Here is a 14485-nt window from a genome sequence, read left to right as displayed (position 1 = left end):
ACCAGTCTCGGCCTGCCGACAGCGTCTTGCCGCTGACCACGCTGCCGACTCCAGCCACAGCACAGGATTCGGCCCCTGCGCGGAAGGCTCCCGTGCCTGACCGGGTGCGGCCGACCGCCCGTCCGACGCAGGCACGGAGCACACTCCCGAAGGCGGGAGAGCGACGCTCCTCCAGGGTGCAGTCGCAGGCGCCGCGGCGGACACCTGCGAAGCCCCCGCGCCGCGCCGCCGCCTCTGCTCCGAAGGCGAAGCCGAAGACCCACAGGGCCCACACCACCCGACCGGTTCCCCCGCGCTACCGGCCTGCCCCCGCCCCGGCGCCTGGCCGAGTGGACATGGCTGAACTGTGCGGGGCTTCTCAGGGAGTCACGAACCCGGCGATCACGCAGCTGTGCCGCGGCACGTACCGGTGAACGCCGCTGGGGCCGGTCTTCATGTTCGTGGTTCCTGCGGTCTCCGCCTCAGACTGGCAGGCTGACCGCGTGACTACCGCCACCGCAATGCAGCGGATCCGTACGGACCGTGCCGCCATGATGCAGTCCCTCCAGGCGTGGAAGAACGCGCACGACGAACTATCCGACTCGATCGCCGCCGCGCTTCCATACGGCTACAGCACCCACGACGTCCAGGAGATCGCGCAGGTTCTGTCGTGGAGCACGGAGGGCGTCGAGAACGCCCGCACGAACTCGTTGTGCCGTCTTGCTGGGCACCCTGAGGAATGTGCTGAGTGCTCGCCCTTGATCCAGAGCGTTTCTATCGAGTGACGCCAGCTGGGCTGACTCAGGAATCCGAGTGAACGGCATAGTCCACAAGACGTCGCCCAACGGACCGGGGCTGAGGGGAGGCCGGCCGGACACTCCCGCCGCCTCTCCCACCCATCAGTGTCATCCCTTTGGGGTTCAGGCCGGTTGCCCGCGCCGTGGCCGCACAGCAGACAAGGGCTTCCCGTAAATGATCTTTGAGTCGCCAGGCCGGGGCCGTCAACGGTGTGCGGGCCGCTTGTCCATCCGGCGAGGGCGAGGTTGTGCAGACGGACGATGCCGAGCATGGCGTGGTGGACTTCGCGCCTTTGTGGCGGTCCGCGCTTCGGGGTCGCGAAGTCGGCAGCGGACCGCATCATCGACCACCTCGGGCCGATGCTCCCCCTGCAGCCCCGCAAGCGGAGCTGGCGCATCCTCAAGTTCGTTCGCCAGTAGGCCGCGACCAGCAGTGCCCGGTCCTCCAGCGGCAGGCTCCAGGGCCGGCCCTTGCGGACCACGTTCGCACCCTCGTGCCGCAGCACGGTGACCAGCTTCCCGAAGACGAGCGGGCTCCGCCCCGGCGAACGGGGCTATTCAGGAGGTCTCCGACGCCGTGATCACACCAGCAATACCAAGATCATCTCACCCCGACCGCCAGCTCCTGGACACCCATTCTTCCGCCCGTAGAGTGTGCGGTCATGGACGAGATCCCCTGGTTCGAGTACGACGAAGACGACCTGGACGTCGCGCAACGCGCGTTCGTGGACGTTCTGGCCGAACGAGCGGGCTCCTGGCTGGTGGACCCGCTCGACACTGTCGTGCTGCCATCCACGAACACCTTCAACGGCCGGCTGATCGTCTATCTGGACATCGATGACCCGCAACGCGACCAGGGGGTTCTGACCGTGGGCGCCCACTTCGACGGCTCCGCGGTCCGCGGTGGCAAGCTCCACAACCAGGACTTCGCCATCCTGCATACCGCGAGCGAGTTCACCTTGGAAGCCGCAGGCGGACCTACAGAGCTGGCGAACCGGGCAGCAGAGTGGTTCGAGTCAGTCCTCGCGCGACCCCTGGTCCGCTGCGAATGGCATCACGCGGGAAGGATGTACGCGATCCGCTACGAGTACGCAGATACGGGGCGAGGACTCAGCGAGGGCTTCGAGACCCCTCTGGCACCCGACGCACTGAGGAAACACCTGGCCGCGGAAGGCGTGATCCGAGGCCGAGGCCGGATCAACCATGCCGGCCTGGGCCAACCAGACGTGATCGTGCACGTCCGGGGCGTCCGCCCCGATCAGTAGTTACGGGACAGCTCTCAGGCGGGCGTACCGATCGAGCTGGCCGAGGACGGGCCGCAGGGCGAGCACACCGTGCGCTCCCGGTCAGGGGAGCGCGGCGAGGTCGAAGTGCTCTGACGGCCACGGTGCGGGCTTCCCCGTCCCGCCGGGAGGAGGATCTGTCTCTCGGGGCCGGGCCGGGCGTTGCCCCTGGGCCCGTTGAGGCCTGCCGGCCGGGGGGGCATGCCCGTCTGAGTCAAGCCACCGTGACGCGCAGGATGTACGGCTCCCCCGTGCTGATGGCCTGGGCCTGCTCGCGCAGGTCCGCGTCCGTGAAGCCGATCAGCGCTTCGTCGGCGGCCCGGCGCAGCAGGGGGAGGATCTCGGGGGCGGGCCGGCCGCGGTGGGCTTCGGCGAGTTCGGCGAAGGCCCGCTGGTAGGGGGCGCCGTAGGCGCTCGCGCTGTCGGCCAGCAGCCGGTCGAGGTGCTTGCGCTCGATGCTGATCTCGCCCATGGCCGGCCCCTTTGGGTGCTCCGGGGCCGTCGGGGTTCGGCCCCTCTCCTTCGACGCTACGAGGGCGGTCTGACATCGGCCCCCGCCCCGGCGCTGGGCGCGTCCCGGTCGATGAGGTCGTTGAGGAGCTCGCGGAGGGGCGGCGCCAGAATGCCCACGGCGGCCAGGAGGTGCCACTGGCAGATGGGAACACCTGCGGTCAGCGGTGATTGGTTCGCTCATCCTCGCGGAATAGCCCGGGGCCCCGGCGGGGGGATACCCGCCGGGGCCACCGGCGTGCGGGACGGTTGCGGTCAGTCCCAGGTGAACTGCCAGGTCCCGGAGCGGGTCCAGCGGTTCGCCCAGGAGGTGGTGTCGTTCCCGTCCGGGCAGTACGCGTACTGCCCGATCGCGGTCCGCGCCACCTCCCGGGACTCCCGGGGCGGCCGGGCCACGTCCAGGATCAGGCTCCGCCGGCCGATGTACATCAGCTCGGCCCCGAACCGGTCGTGCCAGATGTGCAGGAAGGCCGCGTGGTCGGAGTCGAACATCGGGCGGCCGTCCGGGCCGTGCGCCCACGCCGGGGCGTACGGGTATCCGGGCAGCACCTCCGGCACCGACCAGCCCTCCCCCACTCCGTCCCCGGTTCCGGTCTCGACCAGGCAGAGCCAGTCGGGCCGGAGATCGAGGGCCGGGGCCGGGTGTGGTTCCGGGGAGATCTCCCCTGCCAGTCGCTCCGGGTCGAAGTCGGCCCGCCAGCCTTCCGCCTCGTCCTGGTCCTCCGCATACGCGAGGGACTCGGCGAGGGCTGCCGCCGTGATCTCGGCGACGATCTCGCCAGGGACCCGCGCGGCCCGTTCGTCGAAGACGTCCGGGTCGGCGGGCTCTCCGGCCACCAGGAGCGAGGGAGGCAGCTCGGAGAGCACCGGGTGGAAGCCGGTGCTCTCCCGCAGCCCCAGCAGCCCGCGCCACATCGACTCGGCACCGCCTGCCGGGATCGGGCGGCCCAGGACCCGCGCGCCGGAACGCGCCCATGCCTGTTCGACCCCTGCGGACGGGACGGTGAATCCGGCCGTCCGCAGGATCTCGGTGACGCGGTCGCCGCCGCCGTCGATGCCGCTATGACGGTTCATGGTGTGTGCTGCTTCCCTCGGTCGCACATGGTGGTGCGTTGCACCGCGCGGCCCGGCTAAGGCGGATGGGGCCGACGACGCCGGATCTGTGACGAGACTGAGGCCGCCTTCCAGTGGTGGGACGACGAAGGCCGTCCCGCGCATGACCACTTCGGTCTCACCGTGGACTGGTAGGGCCCGCGTGTCTGGCTCGACTCGCCGGACAGGGTAGTGCAGGGCGCCCAGTAGTACCGCGACCACCAGCAGAGCTGCGCCCGCGGGGCGCCGTACAGAGGAGGCTGTGTGACGAAGAACCGCGGCGGGGCAGCTCCGCCGGCCGCGCGGCGTGACCCCGTGGAGCCCACCCCGATCGATGGCTGCCAAGGGTGCCGCCGCCTGGGCCGGCGCCGCGAAGAAGCTCGCGCCGAGGGTGACGAAGGTCGGGTGGCCGCGCTGAACCACCAGAGGGGGGACCGTCCCCCGGGGCCCTGTACGGCGCCCGGGCGTGACCTTGGAGGAGCGCCGAAAGCGCGCATGGGAGAAGTGGGAAAAGGACAAGCGCTCTGGCTGGAACACCTGGGGCACCCCTCCCCAGCGAGCACAGTGCACGACTCGACAGGAACTCGACGCCTTCGCCGCCGAGGGCATGGTCCCGCTTCGGTAAGCGGGCCACGCGAGCGCGCGGAAACCCCGTCGCACATACAGGCCCGCCCGTACCATGAGTCCTGCCAGGCACCATCGGGGGAGGGGACCAGCGCGTGGAGATCAACCTCGCATTGAGCGACGGCACGGGCGGTGCGGCCGGCGGTCGCAGCGCCGGTCCCGCCACCGAATATGTGACGTCGCTGTACCGGTGGTTGGCAGCGGACCCCGAGCTGCGCCGCCACGCGAGCGTTTCGATGAGGTCGGGGCAGAGACCTGACACAGGCCATATGGGCAATGCCCTGGAAATCGTCAACGTCGTGCTCAGCAACAGCATCGCCGTGGCCAACCTGATCGCCGCGGTTGCGGCATGGAGAGGCACGCGTCCGCGCCCACCCCAGGTGCGGCTCGAACGCGATGGTGCAGTGATCACCCTGCAGGACGGCTCGCCCGAGACCGTCGAGGAGATTCTGCGGATCTGGAACGCACACTCCGGGCCCGTATCCGCCCCGGCGGACGGAGACAGTGAGTAGACCGTGGCAGAGCTGTCGGACCCGGCGCGGTCTGAGGCCGTGCTGGTCGGGGTCCACGAGTACGCGCGTATGGAGAACCTGCCCGCGGTCGCCCGCAACCTGGAAGGCCTACAGAGGACGCTCATCGACCCAGAGGTATGGGGCTTGCCGGAAACGGCATGCACCGTGATCTCGCAGCCGCGCAGCGCCGGCGAGGTGATCGATGCGGTCCGGGAGGGAGCCCGCCGGGCCGAGGACACCCTGCTCGTCTACTACGCCGGGCACGGCCTGACAGATCCGTACACGGACGAGCTGTACCTGACCCTCCCGGACTCGGACCGCGACCGCGAATACACCTCGCTGCGGTATGAGTACCTGCGCCGGGCCGTGCTGGACCTACAGTCGCGGGCCTTGCGCACCGTGGTCATCCTGGACTGCTGCTACAGCGGCCGTGCCCTGATCGGTCAGATGAGCGCGAGCGCGCATATCGCCGACCATGCCGTCGTCGAGGGAACCTTCCTGCTCACCGCCTCCTCCGAAACCCGTCCGGCGCTCTCCCCGCCAGGGGAGACGTACACCGCGTTCACCGGCGAGCTGATCCGGACCCTGACCGAGGGGATCCCCGACCAGCCCGATCCGCTCGACATGGACGCCCTCTACCGCCACATGTACCAGCAGCTGGCAGGCCGGTCCCGCCCGCTCCCGCAACAGCGCAACCGCAACACAGGCGGCCAGATCGCGATCGCCCGCAACCGGGCTGTTCGGAAAGAGGACGCCTCGAAGGAGGCCGAAGGCGAATCAGTGGAACCGGTAGAGCGGCGGGACCCCGCACGAAGCCTCGCCAGTGCCGCCGCAGCCACCCCTGAAACAGACCTGGAGGTGTTCTGGTTCGCCGTGCCGGTGCCGCGTCCGCTCATGGGCCTGGACGGCTCGTTGACCCCGATGACGGAGTTGGCCACAGGAGTCTGGTACCTGGGCGTGGAGTGGCTTGGTGAAGCCCTCATCGTGCAAACCGCCGACGGCCGCCGAGGGCTCCTGTTTGAGACTGGCGGCATCCAATACGGATACGCCCACGCAAACGATCCGGTGGCCGAGACACCGGCCTTCGAGCCCTACTGGTTCGCCGTCCCGGAGGCCCGCCAGATCCTGAGCGAGGACGGCACGGCGACGCTGGACATGGAATTGGTGCCGGGGACGTGGTACCTGGCCGTGGATCTGCTTGACGATGTGCTGGTGGTGCAGACCCGAGACGGGATCCGCGGGCTCCTCATCGACACCCGTAGGATCCAGCGGGGCTGAGTCCCCGGTGAGTTGGTGGCGGGCAGGACGGGTTCGGTAGGCGGCACTGCGGGCCTTCCTCGGGGTCGGAGGGCGGTCTGGGCCTCTACAGGACTGGGGGGCGGCCGGCGCGGGTCAGGCGCCAGGCGGTGGCTGCCTGTAGGGCGATACCCAACCAGCCGGGCGTCAGCACCAGGTGACCGAAGTCGGCAGCAGGGGCCAGCCGGATCCACTCTCGCAGGGCGTCTCAGGAACGGTGGCGGATCCGGTCAAGGTCCGCGTCCAGGACGGCCAGGTCCAGGTGGGCGCGCAGTCGCTGTTTCCCCGCCCATTCGGCAAGGTCTGCCGTGTGCGCGGCGTGGACGGCGTCGAAGGACGTCACGCTGAGCAGTGCGAGGGTGGTCTTGTCGGTGTCGGTGAGGCCGTTGTAGCGGTTGGAGGGGGCGCAGACGGCGGCGATGTCGTGGGGGTGGCTGTTGCCGACGGTGGCGAGCTTGTCGGTCAGCCAGTCCCTGAAGGGGGTGTTCTGCTCTTTCCCGGCGGGGTCGTAGTTGTCGAACTCGGAGTCGTCGTGTCCAGGGCCGATGGGCATGGAGGGTGTCCTTCCATGGCCTCGGTTGGGTATTCAGTTCACTGCAGTGGTTTGAGAATCCTGCGGGCTTCCTTCCTTACGTCGCTATCCGCATCCGACATCAACGCTGAGCAGAGTGCCGCGAACCGTTTCCCGTCCTCCGTGGACTGACAGCAGACATTTAGGATCGCAGCATCAAGGTGATCGCCAGCGTCGTCGTCCGCGCTGGCGAATGCGGTCAACACCATGCGCAGACCAAGAACGTCCCAGCGTTCGAGCAGAGCCTCCGCCGTCTCCTGAGTGACGAAAGTGTCGCGGTCATCCAGCAGCAGCCGGTGCAGGACCTCAGCTACTTCGGGAACCTCGGCATGGGGCGCCAGGCTCCGGCCTGAGGCTGCTCTCACGGACCATGAAGGGGAAGTCGAGCCCTCAAGGAACGAGGTGAGCTCGTCTTCACACTGGGAACGGGTCATGGTTCTCACTCTGGCACAGCCCCATTTTCGCCCGCCCATTCGACCATCACGCAATCACGGTCAGAGCCGATTCCGGAGAGCGTCATCAGTGGTGCGTGTCCGTCCGTGACCGTGGCCACCGGTGCGGTGGGTGCGGAGGTCAGGCGCTGGTCTTGGGGGTCGAAGCAGACGGGACCGAGCGTTCGGGCGAGGTCCGCGGCGAACGGTGCGGCCTGCCGGCACTTGCTGAAGACCATGCCGAAGTAGAAGAGCGGGCCGCTGGCGTTGTCGATCAGCGGGCCGTCGGACCAGGGGCTGGCGTCCTCGTTCTCCTCGTCGTCATCGGGGCCCAGGTCAGGCCAGCGGGTCACCAGCGCCTCAACGTACTGCCTGATCAAGGGCGTCGGCAGAGTCTTCCGGCCTCCCTCGTGGCTCATGTGCCTGCCGGCGGTACAGGTCCTCGAAGGTCGCCGTCGCCGCCGCGTCGTCGGCAGGGCGGACGCCTTCCCCTACGGCCACGTCGTAGCACATACAGGGATTGTGCTGGGCGCGGCTGGCAGCCGTGCCGGCCGTTCACCGGCCCGTGGGTGCCTCGGCCCGGGTGCCGTGACGTTTCAGCGCCTGGGGCGTTGGACCGGTCGATGTACCGAGCCGTCCCCCAGCTCCGGGGTGCCGGGCCCTGACTTCCTCCCCTGGGCCCCCGGCACCCCTTCTGGGCTGGACTGTGCGGCCTACGGGGGAACGGGGGGTGAGCTCGCGGTGGCCGCCGTGCGGCCGGGGGCGGGAAGAGTCCGGCCGTTCCGACTGGTATGTCCGTCGGGGCCATCCCTTTCAGCTCATGTACTCGTAGCGCCATCCCGTGCCGATCTTCGTGCGCGCGGCGAAGGTGGCCGTGCCGGGCAGGCCGGTGGCGTTGTAGCGGTATGCGTCACCGGCGGGGGTGACGGCGATCAGGTCGGCGCGGCCGTCGCCGGTCATGTCGCCGGGCACGGCCAGGTGCTCGTAGGCGCCCCATCCCCCACCGATCAGGACGCGGGTGGGGAAGGGGGCCGTCGGGGAGCCGGTGCCGGGGTGGACGTAAAGGCGGTCGCCGTCGCGGGAGATGAGGTCGGGGCGGCCGTCGCCGGTGATGTCCCCGCCGGCGGCCAGTATGTCCGTCGACCAGCGGGTCCCGATCCGCACGGGCCAGCCCACCTTCGGGTAGACCTGGCCCGGCGTCCCGGGGTGCAGGAGCAGCGTTCCCCAGCTGTCGATGCCGATGACGTCGCCCTTGCCGTCGCCGTTGAAGTCTCCCGGCCCGACCATCTCCGCGTAGCTGTAGAACTTGTCGCTCTTGGAGACCTCGACGCCGCACATCAGGCCCGGCAGGAAGGCGTCGAGGAGGCAGCCTTCGTCGCTCTCGTCCAGTGCCGAGCCGAACCTGGTGCTCCAGGCTCTGGTGTTCGAGCCGGTACCGTGCGTCTTGGCCGGGGCCAGCTTGCCGTTGGCGAGGGTGCGGGCGGTGAAGGTCCTGTAGGCCCGGTCGACGAAGTAGAGCTCGTGCCGGCCGTAGTCCGGCACCCCGCCCTCGCCCACCTGGTAGGCGACGCTCTCGCCCCCCTTGGCCTCGTAGGCGCGGGCGGCGAACTTACCGCCGCCCAAGGAGCGGAACCGGTAGTAGGCGCCCTCCAGGGTCCGGGCCCGCAGGTCCGCCTTGCCGTCGTTGTCGAGGTCTTCGGCGGCGATGATCTGGTTGTAGGCGTTCCAGCCCCCGCCCACCTTCACCCGCGCCTTGAAGGGAGCCTTGGGCGAGCCGGTCCCCTTGTAGAATTACAGGTCGCCGGTGACCGTCTTGGCCACCAGGTCGGCGACCTGGTCCCCGTCCAGGTCACCCGTGCCCACCAGCTGGTCGTAGCCCTGCCAGCCGTCACCCACCTTGACCCGCGCCCTGAACGGCACGGTGACGGTGCCCGTCCCCGTGTAGAGGTACAGCGCACCCTCCGGGGTGCGGGCCAGCAGGTCCAGATGCCCGTCCCGGGTCAGGTCACCGGCAGCCACGACCTTGCTGTAGATCTGCCAGCCGTACCCGGTCCAGGAAGCGGGTTTGGCGGTGGCCGTGGAGCTCACGGTGGCGTAGAGGGAGAGGCCGCCGTCGGAGCGCAGGATCAGGATGTCGGGGGCCGCGCTGCCCGCCAGGTTGCCCGCGGGAAGGATCTCCTTCGCCGTGGCATCCTCCGGGCCGGTACCGATCGCGAACGTGGAGGCCGCACCCGACTTGGACTGGGTCACGATCAGCCGCCCCGTGTAGGCCGATCGGTGCAGACGCTCGCTGCGGCCGTCACCGTCGAGATCGAAACGCGCCTTCACCCCCGCGGCCGCCGCACCGGCCACCGCCGACCGGTCCTCCGCTGCCGACACCGGGACCGGCGCGAGAACCGCCCCCGCCACCGAAGCACACACCAGAGCCGCCAACACGGCCCCACCCCTGCTCCCACTCGCCATAGCCATGGCGGCACCCCCCCCTGAGATCCGCATGATCAGACCAGGAGCCTACGACGGCCCCCACCCACCTCCACACCAGGGTCCGCATCCCTCCAGCCCTCGGCCAGTGAGCGATACAAGCCCGGCATCCGCCGGTCACCTGCCCCGCCGGCCACTCCACCGACCACCGCGGTGGCCTGGCCCGGACGGCACCGGGGCGGACGCGCTCCGGCCGCCGGATCCGCGCATCGGGTGCAGCCTGGGAGGGGAGACGAAGGCAGGTGCCCCGAGAACGGGGGTGCGGTGTCGGGGTGGTTCGCGGCGCACGGCTCGTACATGCTGATCTCCACCCAGCGCGTGGCCGCCGCCCTCGACACCGCGGCCGGGCCCGGCCGGCGGGCGGACACCGGCGAGAGCGTCCTCTCGCCGTGGGCGGTCGCCGGGGAGGACCTCGACGCCCAGTTCCACATCGGACAGGCCGTCCCCCGCGCCTGGCACTCCTGGGACACCTCCGGCGAGCACGCACCGGTGCGGCTGTGGGTCGCCGAGACCGGCGGAGACAGCCGGGCCAGTAGCGACTGGGACGGCCGGCAGTCCGACACCTTCACCGTCCGCCAATCCGGCCCCCGCCGCCTCTGGGACGAGATCGAACGCGCCCACCGGTGGTGGCAGACGGCCGGCCGGCCCGCGGTCGCCCGATACGGGATGACCGTCACCGCCGACGGCCACCACACCCCCTGGCTCGACACCCCCGCCACCTCACTCCCCCGCGCCCACCCTCTGAAGGAGCCGTCCGCCCGGGGGTGAGCACCGCCGCCCCGGCCCGCCCGCGGTGTGGCGTCTGGAGCTCGTACCGCGGGGGCGGCAGGAGGGGGGTCGGGCATGACCGGCTACGCCGCCTCGGCAGAAGCCAGCCGGGCCTGCCGCTTGAGGGCCATGCGGGCCGCTACGAGGTCCTGGTCCAGCTCGCGGATCTCGGCCCACAGGGTGTCCGCTGTGGCCTTCTGCTCTTCGGTCCAGCCGGGGCTGTCGGGGACGTCGCCGCGGTGGGAGTACCGCTGGCCGCGCGGCCAGCCCGGCATCGGCTCCACACTCCACGGCAGACCGGCCACATCGGCCCGGTATTCGGCGTGGGCCTGGTGGAGGCGCCCCTGAACGGGTGTGGGCCCAGGTGAGTTCTGCTCATCCCGGGCACCGACACCGCACCGTCATGGGTGCGGTACACGCCTTTACGCCGGGTTCGCTGTGAGGCGCTGGACGGCGGTGATCGTCTTCCCGCCGCCGGCGAGGAGGGTGATGTCGATGTGATCGGCGAGGAGCCGGATGAGGGGCCAGCCGTATCCGCCGGGGTGCCCGTGGCCGGTGGAGCGGGCCGCGGGACATTCGGGGCTGGCGTCGCTGACGGCCAGGCGCAGGGTGTCCCCGTTGAAGGCGGCGTGGAAGGCGGTGATGCCGCCGCCGTGGCGGATCGCGTTGGTGACGAGCTCCGAGGCGACCAGGAGGGCGTCCCCGGCGGCGGTGCTGTCGAGGGCGGCGCCCGCAGCCCGGAGCAGCTCGGTGACCCGGCGGCGGGCGGCCGCCGCGGTGCCGGCCGCCTGCGCGACGGGGCGGCTGTGGTGGGGGCCGGGGGTGCCGTCGACGGCTGCGGTCGGATTCATGCTGTATCGCCTGCCCTGGGATGTGGCGTCCGAATCGGCCGAGGGTGCGGCGTTCGGCAGTTGATCGCCTGCTGCAGACTGTCCGCCCAGCGGAGGGCGGGAGCGGTGTTGGTGACCTTGAACAGGCTGTCGGACCGCTTTCTGTAGCGGGCAGGCGAGGACCGGGATGGTTCCGGCCGCGCCCCCGTACCGTCGGCCGGACCCCGAACGCAGACCCGGGCGGGCGTCGAATTCCCTCCCGCCGCAGTCGGCCGCTGAACAGCCGGCGTGCGGGGGCCGCCCCGGGAGCTCGGGGAAGAAGATCCCGGGGCGGCACGCATTCCCACCCCATGACAAGCCGGCCCCCGCGGGTTCCGGCGGCGCTCCCGGGTGCCACCGGCATGGCCGCAGCCCCGCTACGCCGGCGTTGCAACGGCATGACGCCCCCACGCACACCGGCCCGCCCGATCCGCCGCTGGGCCCGGCCGGTTCGCGGTGTACGAGGCCGCTCTCATCCGCCGCCAGCTCACCGGCACCGAATGGCATGAGCTCCTCAAGGCCCGGCTCCAGCTCGCCGCCGCCCTCACCGCGCATGAACGGGGGCGGCCCGGCGGCGCCGTCCCCGGCCGAAGCGGGCACCGGGCCTGACCCGTGCACGCCGTCGCCGGGTGCCGCGACTACAGGGCGCGGGCCTCTTCCACACTGCCGGCGATCGTGAACAGCTGGCCGGCCAGGGCGATCTCCAGGACCTGGGCCAGGAGGCGGGGCAGCGGGCCGGCCAGGACCAGGCGGCCGCTGCGCTGCAGGTGCAGCATGGCGTCGAGCATGGAGGAGTCGACGAAGGTGACGCGGCTGACGTCGAGGACGATCCGCCGGACCGCCGGGTCGGCGAGGGCTCGTGCGCAGGCCCGCCGCAGCGGGGCCAAGGTGGCCTGGTCGAAGTCTCCGGAGCACGCGATCACGCGGACGCCGTCGCCCTCGTCAGGAAGTACCACGACGTCTTGTCCCACGGGCATTCCTTGATCGGGGTCAGGGGCTTCGGCTGGGCAGGGGGATGGGGAAGAGCCGATGCGGGGGTTCTCCACATCGGCTCGTGAAGGTGCGTGAAGCGGGTGCCGGTCAGGCCGCGGTCCGCTGCCTCGCCGGCGCCGTAGCAGCGGTGGCGGCCTGCTGCTGCTCGGCGTTGATGCGCTGCGCCTCCTGCAGCTGGTCTTCGAGGATGACGATGCCGCAGGCCGCCTCGACGGGGGTGCCCCGGTCGACGAGCTCGCGGGCGCGGGCGGCGATGCGCAGCTGGTAGCGGGAGTACCGCCGGTGGCCGCCCGGGGAGCGGAGCGGGGTGATCAGGCGGGCGTCCCCGATCGCGCGCAGGAAGCTCTGGGTGGTGCCGAGCATCTCGGCGGCCCGGCCCATCGTGTAGGCGGGGAAGTCATCGTCGTCGAGACGGCCGAGCGTGTCGTCTGTGGTCATCACACCTTCGTTCTGGAACACGGAGGGGCCCTGGTGCCTGTGGCACCAGGGCCCCGAAGGAACTGCTACACCATCTGCCGGCCCTGGTACTGCGCCGGCCTCATCAACTCCGCAAGCCCGTCCGGGGGATGGGCAGGTCCTGCTGGGATCGCGGTTGCTCGACCGGAGACCACCTCACAAACGATGTCCTGCGGTACCCGGACTCGCGTGGCGTCCGGGCGATCCTGATGGCGCTCAATCCCTCCGTTCATCCCTCGGATGATCAACTGCATACCACTGGGACTGCTGATACTGCTCCACTCAGAACTGCTGGTACTGCTGGTGATGCGAACTGCTCGTGGCCTGACCGAGCGCCACGCTTCCGGCAGCCAGCCCCGTCGCCCATCCTGCATCTGCTCTGGCTTAGAACCCCACTGCCGAACGTCCCGGTGCGGACGCCTGCCTTCGACGCCTGACCGAGGTACTGCCTACTGCGAACTGCTGGTACTGCGTGTGGTGGCCCCTGATGACCGCGGGCCACCCGGTCCGGTGACCAGTCCCGTCGCCGACCTGCAACCGCTCTGGCTTCGACACTCCACCACCGCACCGCACTGCCGAACTGCAACAACCTGTACTGCTGCCCGGCAGTTCGTCTCTGCCAGGCCCTTCGTTCTTTCTGGGTTACGAGAGAAACCATAACCACCACAGCACCGGATGTCTACTCCGGCCGTCATAGATTTTCGGATAGGTGACAGGGAGGTAATCGAACGCCGGAGGGGCATGATGTCCGCGATGGCGGGTAGATGCGTGCGAACGCCTGCCGCCGCGGAAGACGATCAGGCCAGGTGAGGGCGGGGCGCGAGCACACCACCCCCCAGCGGTTACGGTCGGCGGGGGAAACGGCTACCACGGGGGAACGATGACCGATCACGAACAGCCCACACCCCTGCCCGCGGCCCGGCCACCAGCGGTGCGCATCACCGGGGAGCTCGACATGGACGCCGACCAGACCGCCCGGATCGACGCCACCCTGCAACGCCTCGCCACCGACCCGGACAGCCCGGCGGAGATCACCGTCGACGTCAGCGAGCTCGCGTTCTGCGACTCCACCGGACTCAACATGCTCCTGCGCGCCCAACTGGCAGCCCTCGCCCACGGACGCACCCTCCGCCTGAACGAGCCCCAACCACAACTCCTCCAGTTCCTCGACCGCTGCGGAGCCCTCTCCCTCTTCGACCTCACCCCACCACCAGCCACCCCGGAAGCGTCCGGCTGACGTCGACCTCTGCGGCACGGCCTCTCGTCGCCGGGTGCCAACCCCAAAACGACTGGTCAAAGCCGCTCAAGGCCTGCCAGGGTCGGATGTCATGGACTGTGCCTTCTGTGGACTCATTCATGCTGGCTCGGCCCTGTGGGTTTCTCGCGGGCCGGTGGCTTCTGCCTTCGCCCCGCTCACACCGATAGCCCCCGGCCACACACTGGTCGTCCCGACATCGCACTTCGCCGACATCTTCGACACGCCGCCGGAGGTCCTTGCGGAGACCATGGCGCTGGTGCGGCGGGTGACCGACACCATGCGGTCCGCGCTTCAGGCCGGCGGGATAAACATCCTCCATGCCAGCGGCCCCGGTTCGGAGCAATCCGTGTCCCACCTGCACTTCCACGTGATCCCTCGGTGGGGCAATGACGGCTTCTCCACATGGCCCACCGACCGTTCGAAGCGCCAGGTCCAAGGCAACCCGATCACGCAGCTGGCCTCAGCTATCGCCGAGGGACCGAGACCACAAGCCATCTGAACATCGGGGGGAGGCTTTGTTCACGACTATCGGTGGCCCCGAGTTCCGGCCAGCCCTGGCCCCGGA

General features: G+C 70.2%; 19 protein-coding genes and 2 pseudogenes. 9 read left to right on the top strand and 12 right to left on the bottom strand.

The features are described 5' to 3' along the window. Positions 1-482 precede the first annotated feature (482 nt). Together ACZ50K_RS31780 and ACZ50K_RS31775 are read left to right on the top strand one after the other, a co-directional pair. A complete protein-coding gene (locus ACZ50K_RS31780; RefSeq protein ID WP_468909469.1) occupies positions 483-764 on the top strand; it encodes a hypothetical protein in 282 nt (93 codons plus the stop codon). Positions 765-1079: 315 nt separating this feature from the next. Then, positions 1080-1163: pseudogene (locus tag ACZ50K_RS31775) on the top strand (IS5/IS1182 family transposase); the annotation flags it as partial. On the opposite strand, the pseudogene ACZ50K_RS31770 reads toward ACZ50K_RS31775, so the two are convergent. Beyond that, positions 1163-1334: pseudogene (locus ACZ50K_RS31770) on the bottom strand (IS5/IS1182 family transposase); the annotation flags it as partial. The pseudogenes ACZ50K_RS31775 and ACZ50K_RS31770 overlap by 1 nt on opposite strands. Before the next feature lie 104 nt (positions 1335-1438). Between ACZ50K_RS31770 and ACZ50K_RS31765 the strand changes: the two are divergent. After that, a complete protein-coding gene (locus ACZ50K_RS31765) occupies positions 1439-2041 on the top strand; it encodes a hypothetical protein (RefSeq protein ID WP_468909467.1) in 603 nt (200 codons plus the stop codon). Positions 2042-2273: 232 nt separating this feature from the next. Here ACZ50K_RS31765 and ACZ50K_RS31760 read toward each other — a convergent pair whose 3' ends face one another. Beyond that, on the bottom strand, positions 2274-2531 hold the full coding sequence (locus tag ACZ50K_RS31760; protein ID WP_468909466.1) for a hypothetical protein: 258 nt from the start codon (positions 2529-2531) through the stop codon (positions 2274-2276). Positions 2532-2824: 293 nt separating this feature from the next. Then, complete coding sequence (locus tag ACZ50K_RS31755) at positions 2825-3643, bottom strand: DUF4253 domain-containing protein (RefSeq protein ID WP_468909464.1); 819 nt, start codon at positions 3641-3643, stop codon at positions 2825-2827. Between the two features lie 737 nt (positions 3644-4380). Here ACZ50K_RS31755 and ACZ50K_RS31750 point away from each other — a divergent pair. Together ACZ50K_RS31750 and ACZ50K_RS31745 are read left to right on the top strand one after the other, a co-directional pair. Continuing rightward, positions 4381-4797, top strand: coding sequence for an effector-associated constant component EACC1 (locus ACZ50K_RS31750; RefSeq protein ID WP_468909462.1), 417 nt, complete (start codon positions 4381-4383; stop codon positions 4795-4797). A 3-nt stretch (positions 4798-4800) separates the two neighbouring features. Continuing rightward, positions 4801-6075 (top strand): caspase family protein, encoded by a 1275-nt coding sequence (locus ACZ50K_RS31745; RefSeq protein WP_468909459.1) that lies wholly within the window; start codon positions 4801-4803, stop codon positions 6073-6075. Between the two features lie 226 nt (positions 6076-6301). Here the strand turns inward: ACZ50K_RS31745 and ACZ50K_RS31740 are convergent, their stop codons facing one another. The 5 genes from ACZ50K_RS31740 to ACZ50K_RS31720 all read right to left on the bottom strand — a co-directional run bounded on the left by ACZ50K_RS31740 (position 6302) and on the right by ACZ50K_RS31720 (position 9504). Continuing rightward, complete coding sequence (locus ACZ50K_RS31740) at positions 6302-6646, bottom strand: hypothetical protein (RefSeq protein ID WP_468909455.1); 345 nt, start codon at positions 6644-6646, stop codon at positions 6302-6304. Between the two features lie 38 nt (positions 6647-6684). After that, positions 6685-7098, bottom strand: a complete 414-nt coding sequence (locus ACZ50K_RS31735; RefSeq protein ID WP_468909452.1) for a HEAT repeat domain-containing protein — start codon at positions 7096-7098, stop codon at positions 6685-6687. 5 nt (positions 7099-7103) lie between these two features. Next, positions 7104-7475, bottom strand: coding sequence for a hypothetical protein (locus ACZ50K_RS31730; RefSeq protein WP_468909450.1), 372 nt, complete (start codon positions 7473-7475; stop codon positions 7104-7106). A 433-nt stretch (positions 7476-7908) separates the two neighbouring features. Further along, on the bottom strand, positions 7909-8841 hold the full coding sequence (locus ACZ50K_RS31725) for an FG-GAP repeat domain-containing protein (RefSeq protein WP_468909447.1): 933 nt from the start codon (positions 8839-8841) through the stop codon (positions 7909-7911). Positions 8842-8886: 45 nt separating this feature from the next. Then, positions 8887-9504, bottom strand: coding sequence for an FG-GAP repeat domain-containing protein (locus ACZ50K_RS31720; protein WP_468909446.1), 618 nt, complete (start codon positions 9502-9504; stop codon positions 8887-8889). 336 nt (positions 9505-9840) lie between these two features. On the opposite strand from ACZ50K_RS31720, the gene ACZ50K_RS31715 reads away from it, so the two are divergent. After that, complete coding sequence (locus ACZ50K_RS31715; protein ID WP_468909443.1) at positions 9841-10344, top strand: methyltransferase domain-containing protein; 504 nt, start codon at positions 9841-9843, stop codon at positions 10342-10344. An 83-nt stretch (positions 10345-10427) separates the two neighbouring features. On the opposite strand, the gene ACZ50K_RS31710 is transcribed toward ACZ50K_RS31715, so the two are convergent. Further along, a complete protein-coding gene (locus ACZ50K_RS31710; protein ID WP_468909441.1) occupies positions 10428-10649 on the bottom strand; it encodes a hypothetical protein in 222 nt (73 codons plus the stop codon). Between the two features lie 117 nt (positions 10650-10766). Further along, the gene (locus ACZ50K_RS31705; RefSeq protein ID WP_468909438.1) at positions 10767-11195 is read right to left on the bottom strand and encodes an ATP-binding protein; all 429 of its coding nucleotides are present in this window, start codon (positions 11193-11195) and stop codon (positions 10767-10769) included. A 474-nt stretch (positions 11196-11669) separates the two neighbouring features. On the opposite strand from ACZ50K_RS31705, the gene ACZ50K_RS31700 reads away from it, so the two are divergent. Then, positions 11670-11822 carry a hypothetical protein gene (locus ACZ50K_RS31700; protein ID WP_468909436.1) on the top strand — a complete coding sequence of 51 codons (153 nt, stop codon included), beginning with the start codon at positions 11670-11672 and terminating at the stop codon, positions 11820-11822. A 29-nt stretch (positions 11823-11851) separates the two neighbouring features. Here ACZ50K_RS31700 and ACZ50K_RS31695 read toward each other — a convergent pair whose 3' ends face one another. Together ACZ50K_RS31695 and ACZ50K_RS31690 are read right to left on the bottom strand one after the other, a co-directional pair. Continuing rightward, positions 11852-12184 carry an STAS domain-containing protein gene (locus tag ACZ50K_RS31695; protein ID WP_468909433.1) on the bottom strand — a complete coding sequence of 111 codons (333 nt, stop codon included), beginning with the start codon at positions 12182-12184 and terminating at the stop codon, positions 11852-11854. Positions 12185-12293: 109 nt separating this feature from the next. Next, positions 12294-12644, bottom strand: a complete 351-nt coding sequence (locus tag ACZ50K_RS31690) for a MerR family transcriptional regulator (RefSeq protein WP_468909430.1) — start codon at positions 12642-12644, stop codon at positions 12294-12296. A gap of 898 nt (positions 12645-13542) precedes the next feature. Here ACZ50K_RS31690 and ACZ50K_RS31685 point away from each other — a divergent pair. Then, on the top strand, positions 13543-13899 hold the full coding sequence (locus ACZ50K_RS31685; RefSeq protein WP_468909427.1) for an STAS domain-containing protein: 357 nt from the start codon (positions 13543-13545) through the stop codon (positions 13897-13899). Positions 13900-14053: 154 nt separating this feature from the next. Then, positions 14054-14419 carry an HIT family protein gene (locus ACZ50K_RS31680; protein ID WP_468909424.1) on the top strand — a complete coding sequence of 122 codons (366 nt, stop codon included), beginning with the start codon at positions 14054-14056 and terminating at the stop codon, positions 14417-14419. Positions 14420-14485 lie beyond the last annotated feature (66 nt).

The sequence above is a fragment of the Streptomyces sp. NPDC033845 genome (assembly GCF_055576225.1).
This window is presented reverse-complemented; position numbering and strand designations above follow the sequence as displayed.